Annotated in this window: 14 protein-coding genes; 5 read left to right on the forward strand and 9 right to left on the reverse strand. The window is 31.5% G+C overall.

The features are described 5' to 3' along the window. Positions 1-34: 34 nt before the first annotated feature. The 6 genes from H0I32_RS14355 to H0I32_RS14380 form a co-directional block, all read right to left on the reverse strand. Positions 35-2,875, reverse strand: coding sequence for a metalloprotease (locus tag H0I32_RS14355; protein ID WP_179314343.1), 2,841 nt, complete (start codon positions 2,873-2,875; stop codon positions 35-37). Between the two features lie 238 nt (positions 2,876-3,113). After that, a complete protein-coding gene (locus H0I32_RS14360) occupies positions 3,114-3,800 on the reverse strand; it encodes a TIGR00730 family Rossman fold protein (RefSeq protein WP_173588533.1) in 687 nt (228 codons plus the stop codon). 164 nt (positions 3,801-3,964) lie between these two features. Continuing rightward, on the reverse strand, positions 3,965-4,132 hold the full coding sequence (locus H0I32_RS14365; RefSeq protein ID WP_173588534.1) for a lmo0937 family membrane protein: 168 nt from the start codon (positions 4,130-4,132) through the stop codon (positions 3,965-3,967). A gap of 146 nt (positions 4,133-4,278) precedes the next feature. Next, positions 4,279-7,104, reverse strand: a complete 2,826-nt coding sequence (gene uvrA / locus H0I32_RS14370; RefSeq protein ID WP_179314342.1) for an excinuclease ABC subunit UvrA — start codon at positions 7,102-7,104, stop codon at positions 4,279-4,281. A 179-nt stretch (positions 7,105-7,283) separates the two neighbouring features. After that, a complete protein-coding gene (locus H0I32_RS14375; RefSeq protein ID WP_179314341.1) occupies positions 7,284-10,208 on the reverse strand; it encodes an AsmA-like C-terminal region-containing protein in 2,925 nt (974 codons plus the stop codon). A 111-nt stretch (positions 10,209-10,319) separates the two neighbouring features. Then, a complete protein-coding gene (locus H0I32_RS14380; RefSeq protein WP_218747080.1) occupies positions 10,320-11,207 on the reverse strand; it encodes a phospholipase A in 888 nt (295 codons plus the stop codon). A 242-nt stretch (positions 11,208-11,449) separates the two neighbouring features. Between H0I32_RS14380 and H0I32_RS14385 the strand changes: the two genes are divergently transcribed. The 5 genes from H0I32_RS14385 (at position 11,450) to H0I32_RS14405 (ending at position 15,467) form a co-directional block, all read left to right on the forward strand. Next, positions 11,450-12,064, forward strand: a complete 615-nt coding sequence (locus tag H0I32_RS14385) for a fumarylacetoacetate hydrolase family protein (protein WP_173588537.1) — start codon at positions 11,450-11,452, stop codon at positions 12,062-12,064. A 475-nt stretch (positions 12,065-12,539) separates the two neighbouring features. Then, the gene (locus H0I32_RS14390; RefSeq protein WP_179314339.1) at positions 12,540-12,962 is read left to right on the forward strand and encodes a DUF2452 domain-containing protein; all 423 of its coding nucleotides are present in this window, start codon (positions 12,540-12,542) and stop codon (positions 12,960-12,962) included. A 164-nt stretch (positions 12,963-13,126) separates the two neighbouring features. Beyond that, positions 13,127-13,273 (forward strand): hypothetical protein, encoded by a 147-nt coding sequence (locus H0I32_RS14395; RefSeq protein WP_173588540.1) that lies wholly within the window; start codon positions 13,127-13,129, stop codon positions 13,271-13,273. A gap of 417 nt (positions 13,274-13,690) precedes the next feature. Further along, positions 13,691-14,452 (forward strand): NYN domain-containing protein, encoded by a 762-nt coding sequence (locus tag H0I32_RS14400; RefSeq protein ID WP_173588541.1) that lies wholly within the window; start codon positions 13,691-13,693, stop codon positions 14,450-14,452. A 184-nt stretch (positions 14,453-14,636) separates the two neighbouring features. Then, positions 14,637-15,467 carry a T9SS type A sorting domain-containing protein gene (locus H0I32_RS14405; protein WP_173588542.1) on the forward strand — a complete coding sequence of 277 codons (831 nt, stop codon included), beginning with the start codon at positions 14,637-14,639 and terminating at the stop codon, positions 15,465-15,467. Between the two features lie 144 nt (positions 15,468-15,611). Here the strand turns inward: H0I32_RS14405 and H0I32_RS14410 are convergent, their stop codons facing one another. From H0I32_RS14410 to H0I32_RS14420, 3 genes are all read right to left on the reverse strand, one after another. Next, a complete protein-coding gene (locus tag H0I32_RS14410; RefSeq protein ID WP_179314338.1) occupies positions 15,612-15,962 on the reverse strand; it encodes a hypothetical protein in 351 nt (116 codons plus the stop codon). Positions 15,963-16,180: 218 nt separating this feature from the next. After that, positions 16,181-16,912 (reverse strand): hypothetical protein, encoded by a 732-nt coding sequence (locus H0I32_RS14415; protein ID WP_173588544.1) that lies wholly within the window; start codon positions 16,910-16,912, stop codon positions 16,181-16,183. Between the two features lie 201 nt (positions 16,913-17,113). Beyond that, on the reverse strand, positions 17,114-19,402 hold the full coding sequence (locus tag H0I32_RS14420; RefSeq protein WP_179314337.1) for a discoidin domain-containing protein: 2,289 nt from the start codon (positions 19,400-19,402) through the stop codon (positions 17,114-17,116). Between the last annotated feature and the right edge of the window lie 94 nt (positions 19,403-19,496).

Here is a 19,496-nt window from a genome sequence, read left to right on the forward strand (position 1 = left end):
TAAGAGTTTATTTTAACGCTTAATTAAGAATGTATTAATACCACTTTCTTCTGAAGAGTCCTAGAAGTACTTGTGGGTCAACGGTGAACATAAAACGTATATGCTGACTGTACTGAGGTTGTGCAATTTCCCAACCTAAATTTGAGTAAATAGGGAAGTAGATTTCAAAATAATCCTCAACAAGGCTAAGGCGTATGCCTGAGTCGTAAACAAATTGAGGATTTGTAAACTTGTTTTTTACCAAACCTAGATCTCCATAAGCTTGAATATATCTCCAAATGGACGTGCTAAAATTAGCTGTAGTCATCCATTGATTTGCAAATGGTGTGTCTAATTTAGATTTAAATCCTCCTTCTGCAATAATAATTTGTTGACTAAATAAACCGGCAGCTTCAGAGCGTCCTAAATAATTGAAATCAAATAAATAATCGGTTGGTCTGTCTAAGGCAAAGCTGAAATAATTAGAATTAGGATTCGTATTATTTTCTAAGAAATAACCTGCGAAAAATCTAAAGTTAATATTTCTATTGCTTTTAGTGAGCTTTCTAAATTCGTAATTAAAAGTAACTTTACTAAACTTATCGGCAATCTGTATGTCTGTAAATAATTTAGAATAATTAATAACTCCTGGATTAGAATGTGAATACCTTAAGCTAAATACACCATAATTTGGTTCATCTAAAATAACAGTAGCATCATCTCCCAATTCTCTTTTAATACTTACATATCTCGCAGAAATTTGATCGGTTTGGTTAGATCTTATGTAATCGTCATTTCTAAAACTTAATGATATAGAAGGTCTTATTCTTGTAAAAAAGGCATCTTTAGCAAAAGATTGGTAACCTGCAGAAATCCCATAGGTAATATCGTATAGATTTTGATCTTCAATATTGTGTGAGTAAAAAATGGACGTAGAGCCTGTAAGTGTTCTAGATTTTGTTGCGTATTGTGGTGAGAACCTATAATTAAGACGCTTTCTTAAGATGGTCTTGTTGTATACTTTTGTACCTAAGGTTAAGCCATCATAAATATTATTAAATTCTACCAAAGGCATAAAGAATATCTGATTGTAATTAGGGTCTTCGATGTCTTTAAATAAACGAAATTGCAAAGGCTTATTGTTTAAAAAAGAACCGTTTACAGCTTTATAGTTATCACGCTGATTATATTCTGGGATAACATTATCATAATCGAGAACAAATTTATCAGTACTATCTTTAGGTAAAGTTATTGTCTTTTTACCTTCTATATTTTCTACCCATAATTTGCCAATTACAGAATCGTTTTTTAGTTTAAAAACTGATATTGGCATAGTGTTATCTCTTTTATTCTTTAGAGTTAATTGTAAAGAATCTTCTAAAGTTTTAATAGACGAAATTTTAAAGTCTATTTTTTTGCGCGTATCCAAATAGTCAGTAAAAAACCAACGAATGTCTTTTGTTGTTTTAGAACTTATATAGGTTTCAAAATCATTAAGAGAAACTGTTTTTAATTGATAGGTTTTTAAAAATTCAGTAAGATGATCAGGTAAATTAATATCGTCTGTAAATTGATCTAGGTAGTTAAGTCCTACACCTGCTTTATACTTACCTGCAATATTGGTGTTGAATTTGGTAAGAGAATCTTTAGAAGTGGTTAAAGGCTGATCTCTATTTTTTCTTGCAATTTCCATAGAATATAGAAAATACTGAAAATTGAAATCTAAATCTGCAGCATGAAAAGCTCTAATTCCCCAAACATCAGCTAAGGTTCCTAGCAGTTTCATATCAGGATAATTCTCTTCAACATAATTAATTAAATAATAAACCTGAAGCCCTTCACTTAACCAATGCTCTTTTCTTGGGTTAAGTAATAGAATATTATCAATATATTTTTTTAATGAGGTTTTAAGTAGTTTTAATTCATATTGAAACTCATCTGGGAAAGGTCTAAAAAATGAAGGCAACTGATTTAATCCATAAAGCTGATCTCTTTGATAATCTATAGAGGTAACTAATAACTTTTTGTGCGGATATTTACCAAGATGTTTAGTTAAGTATTGTGTAATTTTATCTGTAATTAAAGCTTTTTGTGGTCCTATTAATCCTTTTTCTTTAATGTTTGTAGTTAATAAAAAATCATCAGTTTGAACAGAACTATATGTTGGTGATTTATGAAGTGATAAGTAGGTTTCTATTCTGTTTTCTCCACTTAAAATAGTGGTTTTTGTATTTTCTGTGTTATTAAAACTAGTAGTATTAAAATCAAGCTCAGTGGTTACTTTATAATTTTTAGGATATGTAATGTTTATTGATAAATCTGCTTTAGGAACAAATAAATCATCCAAGTTTTTATTGCTATAATAATTCCATTTACCGTTGTAAACAGCAGGAGTTATGTACCAATATTTTAAATCGAAATCTTGCTCTTTTGTAACTCCGTAATTCGTGAAAGTGGCATCAGGAAGTGTAATTTGATAGTTAAGACTTATTCTGTAAGATTCTCCTGGTAAAACAGGGTGAAGTAAATCTACTTTTATGACATCTATATGAGATTCTAAACGTTCAAAGTTTAGAGAATTACCTGTAGGATTTTTTATAGATGCTATTGTGGTAAACCCACGCTGTTCATCTTTTGCTAAATGAAATTTGGTACTAAACCCTTCTTCAAAACGTTTTGCTAACGGTGTAGATTTAGTAGAGTAACTGTTGTTCCAATCACTAAGATAAATTGTTTTTAAGGTGTCTTTAGATTCATTTTTATAAACGATGGCTTGCGTTATTGCAATCGTTTTAGTTTCTACACTAACATTTGCATTAATATCAATTATGTTTTGAGCAATAAGAGTAGTGCTGAAAACAATGAAAAGTACAGATATGTAATGTAGCTTGTTCAATTATAGAGTTTTGAATTATAAAGATTTAAAAGTGTTTTTTTTGAACTGACCATATTATTAATGGCTAGCGATTCATTTTTAAAACTACTTTATTAACTTGAATAGCAAGTATATGATTTGTTAGCGTAGTGTCCAAGTTAATGTTTTGTGAAATTTGACAATTCTATATGCATTACTTATTGAAAAAATCATAAAAATTTGAATGTTTCAATAAGTAATGAATAGAAATATGGTTTTCTTAGAAGTTAGGACTAAGGTCATAATCTTTATAAAAGTCATCTAAGATGGCTATAACTTCAGCAGGAGTATCAACAAGGTGAATTAAATCTAAATCCTTTTCATTAATATTTTTAGCAGCTACAAGAGTTGTTTTTACCCAGTCTAACAAACCGCCCCAAAACTCAGTTCCTACTAATATAATAGGGAAACTTTCAATTTTATGAGTTTGTATTAGCGTAATAGCTTCAAATAGTTCATCTAAAGTTCCAAAACCACCAGGCATGACTACAAAGCCCTGAGAGTATTTTACAAACATTACTTTTCTTACAAAGAAGTAATCAAAATCAAGACTTTTATCTGAGTCGATATAAGGATTGTCGTGTTGCTCAAAAGGTAATTCTATATTTAGTCCTACAGAAGTACCACCTGCAATATGAGCACCTTTGTTACCGGCTTCCATAATACCGGGGCCACCGCCTGTAATAACACCATATCCATGTTCTACAATTTGAGTAGCTACATCTTCAGCTAATTTATAATATTTATGATCAGGCTTAGTTCTTGCCGATCCAAAAATAGAAACACAAGGTCCTATTTTACTTAATTTTTCATATCCGTTTACAAATTCTCCCATGATTTTAAAAATCGCCCAAGAGTCATTTGTTTTTATTTCATTCCAACGTTTGCTATTACTTTCTGTTCGCATAAGTTTATTCTAATTATAACATATAAAAGCCATAATTTAATATGGCTCATTTTTTCTTTAAATGTTCCTCAAAGTTAAGTTAAATTGATTGAAATTAATATTTAATACAAAAATAAGCGCATCAAAATATTTTGATACGCTTGTTACTGATATATTTTAAAGGTTTATAATGGTTTTCTACCCGATATAATATTATAGAGAATAACAATTACTGCAATAACTAATAAAATATGAATAAGACTATTGCTGCTCATACCGGGAATAATATTTAATAAACCAAGTAACCAAACGACTATACATATAACGGCGACTAACCAGAGAATACTTTTCATAATTTTTAAGATTTAAGTTGTTAATACTTTAAAATTATAAATTAAGCTATCAACTACAAAATATCTAAGTCTATAGAGTTAACATTATGGTTGTATAAGCTACAGATTGCTATTAACAAGGGATAAACTTTGTTTTTTGTAAAAAATTACATTTCTTTCTTTAAAAACTTAGCGGTGTAACTCTTTTTATCTTTAATAATTTGTTCGGGTGTGCCTTTGGCAACTAATTCTCCTCCACCTTTTCCGCCTTCGTAACCAATATCTATAACATAGTCTACGGTTTTAATGACGTCTAAATTGTGCTCTATAATTAAAACGGTGTTTCCTTTATCTGCAAGTTTATTAAGTACTTTCATTAGGACTCTAATATCTTCAAAATGTAAACCAGTTGTAGGTTCATCTAGGATATAAAATGTATTACCTGTATCGCGTTTACTTAATTCTGTAGCTAATTTTATACGCTGTGCTTCACCACCAGAAAGCGTTGTACTTTGTTGTCCTAGAGTTATGTAACCTAAGCCAACATCTTTTATGGTTTTTAGTTTTCTGTGAATTTTAGGTATATGTTCAAAGAAACCAACAGCTTCTTCAATCGTCATGTTTAAGACATCACTGATCGATTTTCCTTTATAACGAATTTCTAAAGTTTCACGATTAAAACGCTTTCCTTGGCAGGTTTCACATTCTACATAAACGTCTGGTAAGAAGTTCATTTCTATGACACGTAATCCTCCTCCTTGGCAAGTTTCGCAACGTCCTCCTTTTACATTAAAACTAAAACGACCCGGTTTATAACCACGAATAAGTGCTTCTGGAATCTTAGCAAATAGACTTCTTATTTCATCAAAAGTCTTAGTGTAAGTTGCCGGATTACTTCTTGGTGTACGTCCTATTGGTGATTGATTTATGTCAATTACCTTATCTAAATGTTCTAAACCTTTAATGCTTTTGTAAGGCATTGGCTTTTTTACACCATTAAAATAATGTGCATTTAAAATAGGGTAGAGGGTTTCGTTAATAAGCGTAGACTTTCCACTACCCGAAACTCCAGTTACTCCAATCATTTTTCCTAAAGGGAACTCTACATCAACATTCTTTAAATTATTTCCTGTACAACCTTTAAGGATTAGTTTTTTGCCATTCCCTTTTCGTCTCTCTTTTGGGATTTCAATTTTACGTTCTCCATTAAGATATGCAGCCGTTAAGGTTTTTTGTTTTAGTAATTCTTTTGGGGTTCCTTGACTAATTATTTCTCCACCAAATTTTCCTGCAAAAGGACCAATATCAATAACGTGGTCAGCACGTTCTATCATATCCTTATCATGTTCTACCACAATAACGGAGTTTCCTACGTCTCTTAATGAAATTAAAGAATTAATTAGTTTTTCGTTATCGCGTTGGTGCAATCCAATACTTGGTTCATCTAAAATATAAAGTACACCAACTAATTGAGAGCCAATTTGTGTCGCTAATCTAATTCGTTGTGCTTCACCACCAGAAAGCGATTTAGAGCTTCGGTTTAAAGATAAATAGGTTAAACCTACATCTAATAAAAATTGAACTCTGTTTCTGATTTCTTTTATAATTTCAGCTGAAATTTGTTGCTGTTTATTTGATAGACGCTCTGTTAATCCGTCTAACCATTGCCCTAATTCTACAACGTCCATGTTGGCTAATTCGGCAATACTTTTACCATCTACTTTAAAGTATAAAGATTCTCTACGTAAACGAGAGCCTTCACAAACCGGACATTCTACTTTGTCCATATATTCCTTAGCCCAACGAACTAATGATGTTGAATCTGAATTGTATTGACTTTGAATGAAATTAGCAACACCTTCAAAATCAATTTTGTAATCTCTAGTGACGCCTAATAATTTGCTTTCTACGCTGAAACTCTCTTTTCCTCCGTTCAGAATAACGTGTTTTGCTTCGTCGGGTATGTCTTTCCATGGATCACTTAATGAAAAATCAAAGCGTTGTGCTATGGTTTCAAATTGTTTAAAAATCCAACTTTTCTTTTGAGGACCATGTGGTGCTAGAGCACCATTTTTTATAGAAAGCGTTTCGTCTGGAACTAATTTTGCATCATTTACCACATACAATTCACCAATACCATTACAATTAGAACAAGCTCCTTTTGGTGAGTTAAAAGAGAAGTTGTTTGGCTCTGGGTTAGGGTAGGAGATTCCTGTAGAAGGACACATTAAGTTACGACTAAAGAAACGCGGTTCGTTAGTATCTTGATCAATAACCATAAGTACATCTTCACCATGATACATAGCGGTGTTGATGCTTTCCATAAGACGTTTTTCATTGTCTTTAGAGCTATCTATCTTAAGTCTATCGATAACAATTTCTATATCGTGGTTTTTATAACGATCTAGTTTTAATCCTTTTTCTATATCTACAATCTTGCCATCTGTTCTTACTTTTACGAAACCTTGTTTTGCAATTTGCTCAAACAATTCGCGATAATGTCCTTTACGAGATCGTATAACAGGTGATAAAATATTAATGCGTTTACCTTCGTAAGATTGTAAAATAAGATCTTTTATCTGCTCGTCATTATAACTTACCATTTGCTCACCAGTATTAAAACTGTAAGCATCTGAAGCGCGAGCGTATAATAAACGCAAAAAATCATAGATTTCTGTAATGGTCCCGACTGTAGAACGTGGAGATTTACTCGTGGTTTTTTGTTCTATGGCAATAACAGGAGATAAACCATCAATCTTATCGACATCTGGGCGCTCTAAATTGCCTAGAAACTGACGTGCATAAGCAGAAAATGTTTCAATATATCGACGTTGTCCTTCTGCATAAATAGTATCGAAAGCTAAAGACGATTTTCCACTACCAGATAATCCTGTAATAACGACAAGTTTATCTCTAGGAATGGTAACGTCTATATTTTTAAGGTTGTGAACACGTGCTCCTTGTACTTCAATAGAATCGTTAAAATGGCTCATATAAGGTTAGAATCTTTCTTTTGTGTTGTGCAGTTTTTTCTGTAAAGCTTACAGGTTTGCAAAGATACAAATTATAGTTGTTACTTTTTATAAGCCTTGATTGTAGTAAAGTAGTCTTTTTTGTGATTTTTAAATCGTTATGTTAATCCGTATTTATAAACAAATAACTTACATATTCTTTATTTTTGAACCTTAAGAGTGTCTGTTTCTTGTTTTTTTATTGCGTCTAGGTTAACGTTTTTAATGCTTTGTTTCATTTTACTTATTTCATCTAAAGATGCACTTTCTCTTATAGAATCTTTTAGTGTAGACATTTGTTTTATTTTGTCTTCTGTATAGCTTGAAGTATCTGTTTCTAGCGTATTAAGGTCTGATGATTTTTTACCAACCTTAACATCAAACTCATCACTATTTCCTTCTATAACAACAGGGATTCCTATAAGACCTATTGGGGGTAATCCTATTCTCATTTTAAGACTTAACTCACCGTCTAAGGTTGTTTGTCCTTCTAAACGTAATCTAAATGGACTGACTTTAAATTTGAATTGTTCGAGTTCTAAAACATTATTATCTAGTTTAGAATTTATTGTGATTTCTGAAATTTTAGGATCATTAAGGGCATCAAAACCTGATTTTTCAGAAACTTTACCGAGTAGTTTATAACCATCAAATTTTACATTATGAACTTTTAAAACCCCTTTACCTTTTAATGCAGACAATACAGGAAGCATTTCTTTATCTAATGTGCCTGTTAATTTATAATCTACCGAGGCAATCCCTGATGCTTGGGCTGCGGCAGGTGCTAGTTCTTTAAACAGGTCTATACTGTTGTAGCCTTTTTTTATATTAAGATTTTTAACTTTAATATCCATTGCAAATAAGGCTTGGTCTATAGCTGTTGGTTGGTAGAATCCGCTAAGATCTGCCGTACCATCTGCCATTTGTAGATGACTGTTCTTTAAGAAAAGACTTTGTTCTTTTACGCCTAAGTCTCCAGAGAGAGTGGTGATGACTAGCTTATTGTATTGTAAGGTGTCTATTTTTACTTCAATAGCTAAATCTATATTTTTAGGGACTTGCATTACTCCACTAACAACAGTTTCTATGTTGTTTGTATTAGTTATGCTATCTGTTTGTTGTTGTATTTGTTCTTGTTTCGGAAAGAATTCTGTAATATCAATTTTAGAAGATGCTAATTTTAAATCTCCAAGTAATACTCCTTTTTCATATAAACCATAATCTAGATAATTCTGAAAATATCCATTCATTATAACATCTGATGATTGATGCTTTACATTAAGGTTAGAAAAAGCCATTCTATCATTTAAGAATAAAAACTCACCTTCTTTTATAAAAACAGGATATTGAAGTTCGTTTGTATTGATTTCTATATCTTTAAGTATAAGTGAACCGCTATGTGTATTATTGCTGTTTGGATTATTTAGTTGTCCTTTTAAATTTAAATCGGCTTTAAGTTGTCCGTTAGCAATTAAAACAGGTAGCTCAATAACTTGATTTAAGGTTGTGAAATCTATATTTCCTTTTCCTTTAATGAGGTATTCTAAATTGTCGAAATTTTTAAAAACGCCACTACTTGTAAACTGATTTTCTAGAAAACTAAAATTTAAAGCATTAACGGTTAGAGAGGACTCCGCATAAGTTTGTCCTTCATTTTTAACTATAGCATTTAAGGTAATATCTTTAATTGGTTCTGGGTATCCTGAAGTTAATAGATAACCTTTAGATAAGTTGAAAGTTCCGTTTGTTTTTGGGAACTTAGAGTGGGAAGGTTGGTAAACACCATCTACAGCTACATCTGCAATTAATAAACCGTTAAATTGAAGGTCTGGAAGTTTTAAAGTCTGATTTAAGATGTTTAAGTCAATGTTCGATTTTATGTTAGACTTTATATACAATGAATCCATTTTACCTTGCGCAAGTATTTGCCCTGATGTAATTTCATTATTAAGAGAAAAGTTAAGGCTATCTAGCTTTATTTTTATCTCATCGCCTGTGATATCTCCTTTAAATTTTAGGTATAGATTTTCTACAGCTTTATCGGCATCTGCATGTTTAATTTTACCATCATATATATTAACTTCGACATTAGTACGTTCTATTACTGAAGCTTTAGGAACAATACCTGTATATCCTGTAAGTTGTAATTTTGCATCTAGATCTCCGTTAAGCGAAACGGTTTTAGACCATTCAGTGTATTTTGGAGGTAAAGCACTTACAACATCTTCAAGCGTACCATCTTCTGTATTGAATAATAAGTTGTATGCAAATCCGTTTTCAAAGACATCGAGTTTTCCGTGAAAATTCACCTTTAAATCATTTAAAGCAATGGTGTTTTTATCTAAAGTAATGGATAGGTTTTCAGTATCGTAAATGGTGAAAGAACGCGCTTTAAGTTTCTTGCCTTTTAAATAATCAACATGATCAAAAACAACATCTACACTCGTAATATCTAATTTAGAGCCTAATTCTAGCTTTCCATTAACAATTCCGCCTCTGCCATTATAATTCAATCCGTTAGAAATCATAGTGATGCCAAGGTCTTGATCTTCATAATGTACAGTTGCATTGTCAATCTTTAAATGTTTTAAATTCAGATTTAAGCCTAGAGCAGTTGTATCTGTTTCAGTCTCTATTTTATTGGTCGTAATTGTGTCTGTTGCTTTAAATATATCGTAGTTATTTCTATCAAACTTATCTTTAACTAATTTTATATGGCAATCGGTTAAGTAAGTTTCATTAATAACCACTTTATCCGAAAAAATAAGTTTAAACACATTAATACCAAATCCGAGTTCTTTGGCTGTTATTAAAGAATCTTTTTCAAAAGGTTGAGAGCTAGATAGGTTAACGTCTTCAAAAGAAAAAGTTAGTGAAGGAAAATGATTAAAGAAAGAAATGTTAGAATCTTTAAACTGAAGTTCTGTTGCTAAGTTTTCGTTAATACCTTTTTTTATTTGATTGGCAATAGCATCGTTAAAAATACTTGGGATAGCAAACAGGCTAGTGATCAGTAGAATAATAATGGCTAAAGTCCATTTTAAAATTTTAGTTAGCAATTTCTTCTTGTTATTGACCGTTTCCATTATAGCGTGTGTTAGTTGGGATTCTAAGCGATCAAAAATAGTGTTATTTTTAATGTGCTATTAGTCAATATACACTAAGAAATTGTTAAAGTGTGTAAAATAGGTAAGAGGTTACCAATTATAAAGCGAAACCCCTAAGCCAATGGTGTTTTGGTAGTGATTATAGTCTATTAAAGTTTCTCCATAGCCAGTGAATAATTGCGCGTGTAAATTTAAATTTTCATTTAACGGAAAGAGATAGTTGAATTGTAAACTACCGCGATTATCATTGAGTTTGAATGAATTATTAAAAATAGCGTAAAATGTATGTTTACTTAGTTTGTATGTAGCTGTAATACTAGCATTACCAACGTAACTCGTAATAAGTGGGTTTTCGTCTTCATCATCGGGTAATCTAAACCAAGGCGAAACCTCAAGTTGTAAGTTTTTAGTTTCCATAGCAAGGCTAAAGATAAGTCGGTTCCAACTTCGAGATCGTGGTAAATCTCTACCATTAGATTGATGGTTAAAACTAAAGCGAGCCATTTTTATGGTAAATCCAGCAAATTTTAAGTTTAGTGGATAGGTTAAGATCAGTTCTGGCTCATAGTTTAATTCCCTAAAGGCACGAGATATATCGGTATTATAAATTTGCCAATGTGCTATTTGTGTATAACCAAGCCATAAATCTCCTTCTCCAAAGAGTATAGATTCTGCAATCTTAGTTTTAAAACTAAGCTGAAATTTAGCTTCAAAACTGTTATAATCTATGGGGTCTGTTACAGTATAGTCAGGGTTTTCGCTATAAGGTAATTTGTTGGGGCTGTTAGACCATCTGGCAGCTGTTACATAGATTGGTTTGTATGGCGTAAGTTTAAAAGTACCTTGTTTATTAGATTTATCTAAATCCCATATGTTTTCTATAGTTTTAAGTTCTCGTGGGTTTTCAATTAAGGCTTGAGCATTTGTTTTTAAACTAATGAATACCAAAAAGGTTAAGGTTATTATGGGTTTAATCATCTCAAGAATTTTAATTGGTATGGTATTGCAAATCTATTTTATAATTTGTGATTTTGTTTATTTTAATTAGTTTTTTGGTTTATACCATTATTATGAGGTTTATAATAAGACTAGCTTAAGTAATGCAATTTATGTAATGTTAATTCTATTGATTATAATAGATGTATTTTCTTTATTTTAATGACATTCTTTTACTGTTCTTTTTTTACCTTTAGTCCTGAAAAAATTAAACTAAAAATAACATGAAAATAATAGGTATTGGTAAAAATTACGTCAACGATAAATCTGAAATAAGCGCTATAAAAACAGGAGCTCAAACCATATTTACTAAACCAGATTCTAGTTTGGTAACGGGTAATAAGAATATTGATTTTCCTAAGATTACAAATCAGTTAGCTTATGAGGTTGAACTTGTAGCTAAAATAGGAAAACGAGGTAAGGACATCACTTTAGAAGATGCAGAATCTTACATTTCAGAATTAGCCGTAGGGATTGATTATACAGCTAAAGATGTATTAAGTGCAAGTAGAGAAAACAAAGGACCTTGGGCATTAGCTAAAGGGTTTGATGGAGCATCACCTATGTCGGCTTTTAAACCAGTATCTGATTTTCCTGATTTAAATGCGATTAATTTCGACTTAAAAATTAACGGTGAGCAAAAACAAGTAGGAACTACAAGTCTTATGATCTATAGTTTTAAAGAAATTATAGCTTATGTATCTTCATTTATGACGCTAGAAGAAGGTGATGTTATCTTTACAGGAACTCCGGCTAGTGGAACTGGATTAGTGGTTAAAGGAGATCATTTAGAAGCTTCTATTGAAGGTGAGTTGCTTCTAGATTTTAAAATGATTTAATCTTAAAATATAAAATTAAAAAAAGATGTGGTGCTATAATAAAGTACCACATTTTTTTGCTAAAAATTTAAGTATAGTAAACCACACTATTCTTTACGGTCAATCTTGTAATAAGTACGGATCAACAGTATGGCCCAAATGACCACACATACGGATACAAATAACGAGAATGAGAAAATTATTTCATTTGCCTCCATTTAAGATCTGTTTTATAAAAATTACTAATCCCAGTAGTGTTGGTGCCCATAGTCCGATAAAGATAGCATGAAGCTCATCTCCTCTTAAAAATAAATACTCGGCAACTACAATAATTAATGCACATAGTGCTAACATAAAAAGGTTTAAGGGACCTATTTTTTTTGTAAAGCTCATTTTAGTCAAATATATTAAGGTTCTAAATTTAATAAAAAAATATAGCCTATTCCTTTTTATGAGCCCTAAATGAGTTTTACCTTTGTATAAAGCCTTTTAATTTATGTCTAAATCCAAGAAACCAGATCAAGTTGTATTTAATGAAGATACACAACGGTACGATGCCGCATTAAAGCCATATGCAACTAGCGTAGGGGCACCAGCAATTCAAGTGACAGATAATTCATCTTGGAAAACCAGAAACGTAAACAAGGCAAATAAGCAAATTAAAGCCAAGTATTTAGAGCTTAAAGCAGCCTATGAAAAAATGATGGAAGAGTTAGAGTATAATAATTTAGTTTATAATGCACGCTATGCTTTTGAACCTATTGTAGGGGAAACTTATCATTTATACCGTGACAAAAAAGAAGAATCTTTTTTGTCCATTATTGCACCCAGCGACTGTAATTTCGATTACATAGGAAGTTTTCTACTTAACAGTGAATTGATATGGAAAAAGGTAACTACTGAAACAGGACTTCAGTAGTATTAAACTTGGTGCTTCTGTTTAAATTTTAGGTTAAATGTTTCTGTAATACAATCTAAATGTTAATAGAATGCTAAATATTTGATATGTGGCGTTTTATGTACTTTTAAAACATCCAATACTGTGTTTTTATCCGTATATTTAAAATAAAACGAGAAAGCACTATGAAACTACTGGAAGAATTTAGAAACCGGCTACAGAAAACAACATTAGATCCTAAAGAAGAGAGTTTTAACGATCCTTTTTATGATGTAGAAACTTTAGATGCAAATACAACGTCTAATGAAGACGATATGTTTTTGTTTATTTAATAATGAAGGTTAATTCTCATTACTATAATTCTTTTGTAAAACTTTAATTTTAGTCTTTACATAGTTTGTTACGGCTTTTTTTTAATGGCATAGAGTGAAAAAAAACATATAAAATTTATAATTAAAACAAGTCTTCTACAAAAGGATTTGTATTGCTCTTTTTACTACATTTAACTTTCATAAAACGAAGAAATCTTAAAACGTTATCAATATGTCAAAATCACAAGATTCAAAGAAAAATGTAAAAAAAGAAGCTACATTATCAGCTAAAGAGAAAAAGGCGGCAAAACAAGCTAAAAAGGCGAGTCGTACTTAAAATCTTATCAATAATTTATAAAACCACTTCATTAGGAGTGGTTTTTTTGCGTTAGAGGAAGTATCTTTAGTTACAAATAAAATATAAATCAATAACTTATTATGGATATAAAATTAGCCGTGCTTATAGACGGAGACAACATACCGTCTGCTTATGTAAAAGAAATGATGGAAGAGATTGCAAAATATGGTAATCCAACTATAAAACGTATTTACGGAGATTGGACAAAGCCTAATTTGTCTAAGTGGAAAAACGTTTTATTAGAAAACGCCATCACACCTATACAACAATATGGTTATACAACAGGGAAGAATGCTACAGATTCAGCAATGATTATAGATGCTATGGATATTCTATATTCAGAAAAAGTAGATGGATTCTGTTTGGTGTCTAGTGATAGCGACTTTACACGTTTAGCTACTCGATTAAGAGAAGCTGGGATGGCGGTTTATGGTATAGGCGAAAAGAAAACCCCAAGTCCATTTATTGTGGCCTGTGATAAATTTATCTACATAGAGATTCTTAAAAATCAGCGAGAAGATCTCCCTTCAGAATCTAGTACAGCTCCGACATCTCCTAAAAGTGATTATGACACCATCACTCAAAAAGAAATTAATTTTATAGCAACTACTATAGATGATGTTGCGGATGATGATGGTTGGGCATTTTTAGGCGATGTTGGAAGTTTATTGCAGAAGAAACAACCTAATTTTGATTCACGTAACTACGGTTTTCAAAAATTAACACCTTTAATTAATTCTATTCCTGATTTTGAAATAGAACGTCGTGAAGATTCCAAGGGACGTTCAAAATTGATTTATGTAAAGCTTAATGAAGAAAAATCAAAACGGAAGAAGAAGTGAAAACCGATATGTTTTGAAGGTGTAAACTCAGGTGATTGTTACGTTTTATATATATATAATGAGAGTTTTGTGTTTTTGTTGGTTTATGTGTTAAAATATTTGTTTTTGTTAAAATAGGATTGATTTGAAGAAGTGGTGTTTTTTTATCATAAATTGCTAGTTAACCTTATAAATATAATAACATATGAAGAAAATTACTTTAGCAACAGCCTTATTATTAGCTATAGGCGCACAAGCACAAACGTTTCCAGCTCCATACTGCGAGATTGCAGATGAAGCACAAGTTATAGTAGAAGAAATCTCAACGGTGAGTTTTGCAGACGCTAGTATTGTAAATACAGACTTAAGTTCTGTTTTGATAAACGCAACTTCTTTTGCTGCTAATGTAGCTCCAGATGAAACATATGCTTTAGTTGTCACAGGAAATACCGAAGGTGATTTTGAAACTGATATTGTTGCTTTTATAGATTGGAACCATAATGATATATTAGATGATGAAGGTGAAGTTTACGCCGTTGGAACTCTATTTGATACCGATGGCACGGATGGTGTATCTGTGTCTTTAGATATTACAATCCCTACAGATGCTGTTTTAGGTGAAACGCGTATTAGAATTACTAAAACTTACACGGATCCAGATCCAGATGGATATCCAGCTTCTTTAGCAGAGGTAGACGCTTGTGGTATAACATTTGATGTTTTTGGAGAAGTTGTTGAGCCAGGTTACGGTCAGGCATTAGATTTTACTTTAAACTTAGCAACCTTAAGTACCGATACTTTTGAGCGTAATGCTTTAGCAGTTTATCCTAATCCTACAAAAGATGTTTTAAACATCAATTACAAATCTAATTTAACAGGTGTAACAGTTTATAATATAGTAGGGCAAGAGGTTTTACGTAGAAATACAGAAGCTTCTCAATTACAGATAGACTTATCTGAATTTACCTCAGGTGTTTATATTGTAAAATTGTTTTCTGAAGAAGGACAACATAGTTTTAGAGTTGTAAAACAATAGAATTATGGTATAAGAATGTGTAAAATGTAAGTTTTACGTTTAATAAAATTGAAAGTTCTTATTGAAGTACTTTATTAATACAAAAAAACTTAGTCTATTATTTAGGCTAAGTTTTTTTATGTTTATAAGTGAAAATAAGCCTAGTTATTTAAGGATTTCAAGTTCACCTGCATTGATTGCTTTTTCGTAATTAGCTTCCACTTTATTTAAAAATCCAAAGAATTTAGTGCCGTCTTTTTTCTTTAAAACTACAGAAGTAGATCCGTTATTTTTTATGTTAACTTCTTCTATAACTACGGCTTCATTGAATACTGATTTGTAACGTGTTACTACACCTCTTTTTATTAAAATATTTGCCTTCGGAAAATCAATGTGTTTAAAACTTTCTGTAGAAGGGGTTTTAACGATTAAAACATCACCGATTTTTGGAGTATTATTGGCTGAAGCTGTTAAAAATATACCGAAGCATAAAAGTGTAAAAAATAGTTTTTTCATAATTAATCGCGTTTAAATTGTTGATCAGGTCAAAAATACTAAGATTTTTCACCTGATTTAATACTTTTAGCAATTCTTAACAATTTAAAAAAAGTGTTCATTTATGATGTTAATATACAGTGGAATAACTTGGTTTTTGAATATTTAAATATGAATACTAAGTGAGGAGTAACAATTTTATTTTTTTTAGTTTAAAAACACTATAATGACTACTTCATTTATAATTTCACCCCTGTAACATTATCCATTTCAATACCTAAAACAAGAAACTTATGAAAGGTTGGAAGTTGTGCGCCACTTTCTGTAGTTGTCCAGTTTTCCCATGTAGCTTCTAAACCTTTAATTGGTAAAATATCTACCCACATTTGGAAGCTTTTTGGTTTATAGTTTTCATCTAAATGCCATAAATAAGAATCACCAGGTGTAGATCCACCTGAAGTATAAGTAACTAAAAGCGCTTCTTTATTGTTTTTAGTAGCAACTATTCTACGTTCTACACCAGCATCAAATACTTTATAGGGTGCAACAAGCCAAAAAGAATCATTATTAAAATAACCTTCAGCCTTATGTATATAATCGTGCTTTTCTATACCATTGTATTCTTGTTCTGCTACAAAAACTTTAGAATTATCATGATTTTTTAAATCTAGAATTACAGTAATCTGATCCCAACTCACTTCACACTTATTATCAGATTTATACCATTTATAATGATGTCTTCCTTTAAAAGTCCATTCTAAATAATCGGTGTTTATATAAGCTGTTTCATCTAAAGCATTAAGCATTTGTATTGCTAATTGATCTGCCTTAGCTCCTTGTTGTCCTGTGGGTAATTCTTCATTGTATTTAAAGTATAGAAATCCAAAGAGTAGAAGAGTAGGTAAAGTGAAAAAGACAATGATGCCTCCTATTATTTTTAAAACTTTTTTTAGTTTAGATGTCTTTTTCATATGTGAAAGTATTTTTGTTATCGTTATAAGAGTACTAAATTTAAGTATGTAAAGGTACAGTAAGAATAGAAAACTAGCATTGTTTTATTGTAAGCTTTAAATGAATTAGAGGGAATTTAATGGTTAAAAAGGTATAAAAAAAACATCGTTAAGATTAATCTTAACGATGTTTTATAATTTATAAATACTAGATAATTTACCTTATTGTATTATAAGCTTCAAGTTACCTTGACCAGCATTGTTTTCTATACTAATAAAATAAACACCTGAAGCTACTGAAGATAAATCAAAAGTTTTATTATTTAATTCCGCAGCAGAATTTAAATAATAACTTTTCACTATTTCACCAGAAACACTTTGTATGTGCATTACAGATTTACCTATAGTACTTGGGCTAGATATTTGAAATACTCCCGTAGAAGGATTAGGGTATGCTAATAATTCATACGTAGCTGTATTATTTACTTCCTCTATACCTAGTGTTCCTTGTATTAATGGCGTATTGCTAAAGTTGATAAGTTGACCATCTATAACGTATTGAGCTTTAAAACCATCATCACAGTCCGTACAAGTCGTTCCTGAAATACAATCTTCGCTGTTAGGGTGACAATAATCTACGTAAGTAGGATCAAATCTATAACTAAAATCTACAGTACTATTAGCAATTTGAGCTGTCATATCAATAATGTCTGGAGGAGAAATTGCACCAGGACACCATCCGGCTCTGCTATACGTCCAAGTACCTAATTGACCAGTACAGTTGTCTGGGTTTGGATTACATGTATTCCATAAGTTTTGCGTATAATTTGGTACGCCATCAACATCTATATAATGCGTAGCGTTATAAAATTCTGCAGCATTGCTTGTATTGTTATCTCCCCAACCATGACCTGTAGTGGATAAACGTAAGTGAGAACTTAAAATGTTAGAATCGTAAGTATAATTTATAACATCAACAGGTTGTAAATTGCTAGGGTCCCCAAAATCCCATGATCCGTCCCACAATTCATCGATGTTTGAATATAAGTAGGTTGGAGTACCTTGTATAAAGTCAAAATCTAAAGATATTTGCCAACCTCCCGTTCCGTAGGTCTGAATATACATTCTAAATTCTACTTCTCCTTGAAGTAAGCTAGCGTAATCTGTTAAATCTATGGTGTGATTACATCCAACTCCATAAGGTGTTATATAACGAATTATTTGTATCCAGTTACCATCAGGTCCCATAACATCAATGTTAGCTCTACGATCCCAATCATCACAATCTCCATCATCAGAAGGACACTCAACTGTTAAATTTGCAATGATTTCATCATAACTACCAATATGCTGAGGTAAGGTATGTGTACCATAATAAAACTGACTATTCTCAGTACCAATTTCTATTACCACGTCTTCCATTGTTTGAACATTTTGGGTGTTAATAACATCAGTAACATTTATGTTTCTTGTAATTGTAGTACTGTTACCGTTAGTGCCAAATACGGTAATATTTACGGTTTTTGTGCCATATGATGTTGGTGTCCATAGGCCATAATGTAAGCCTTCTTCTCCAACAATGGTTATAGGATTTCCATCAACTGAAATTTCTACGTAATCTATAGTCATAAAATCAGGTTCTTCTATAGACGATGTTACATAGATAGGGTATGCATAAAAAGAAGGCATTTCTAAAGAGTAATCTTCTGTTAGTCGAGTTGAGACTGTAGGGTAATAAGTGCTAAGATCTAAAACTTCAAACTGTTGATAGGCTTCAGCAGCATAATAATTTGAATCGCCTGCTTGTTCTGCTTTTAAAGTAACTATACCAGCAACACCAGTTAAAGTCACGGTGTTACCAATGATTGTTGCAGGTCCAGATTCAACGCTATAAGTAATGTCTGTTAAACCAGAGCTTGCTGAAGCTGAAATAGCAAAAGGTGCAGCCGTAGAACTTTTATTTTCTACTGGATTAAAGGCTATGGTTTGATTTTCTTGTGTAGATCCCGTAGAACTTTCATAAAAAATAAGTTCAGCTGTATGAGTATTGTCTGTTGTGTCACTATTGTTTGAGGTATATACAACCTTGACATATCTTGCGGATACGGCTCCAAAAGTTATATCTTTTTGGGCTGCATCTGAAAGGTCTGCCCATACAAAATCACCTACACTTTCAGGGGTTCCCCATGTTGATCCATCAGTGCTAAGATAAATCTCGTATCCAACGGCTTTTCTTTCTAAGTTATTTGCATTAGGTGTGTAGCTAAAGCCATTTACGTCATGAGTTGCTCCTAAATCAACTTCAACATATGCGGGTAGTGAAAATCCACCAGCATCATAAATAGCCCAGTAAGTAGAAGTATTTCCATCAAAAGCGTTTGCAACTGGTGTCGAGTTGTTATCGGTACTGTAGGATTGTATAGAGTAGTTAGATTGATCGATTTGTTGTGCGAACATATTAGTTGAAAAAGCTAAGAGTAAGCATAAAAGAGGGGTAAAGATTTTTATCATAATTTTAGTTAGTTGGTTTTTGTTTAAAAAAAAGCTAAATATATTTAAAATTGTGTCTTTTTTTTGTTAAAAACCATAAAATTAATTATTAATA

Source organism: Winogradskyella sp. HaHa_3_26 (assembly GCF_019278425.1).
GTDB lineage: Bacteria > Bacteroidota > Bacteroidia > Flavobacteriales > Flavobacteriaceae > Winogradskyella > Winogradskyella undariae.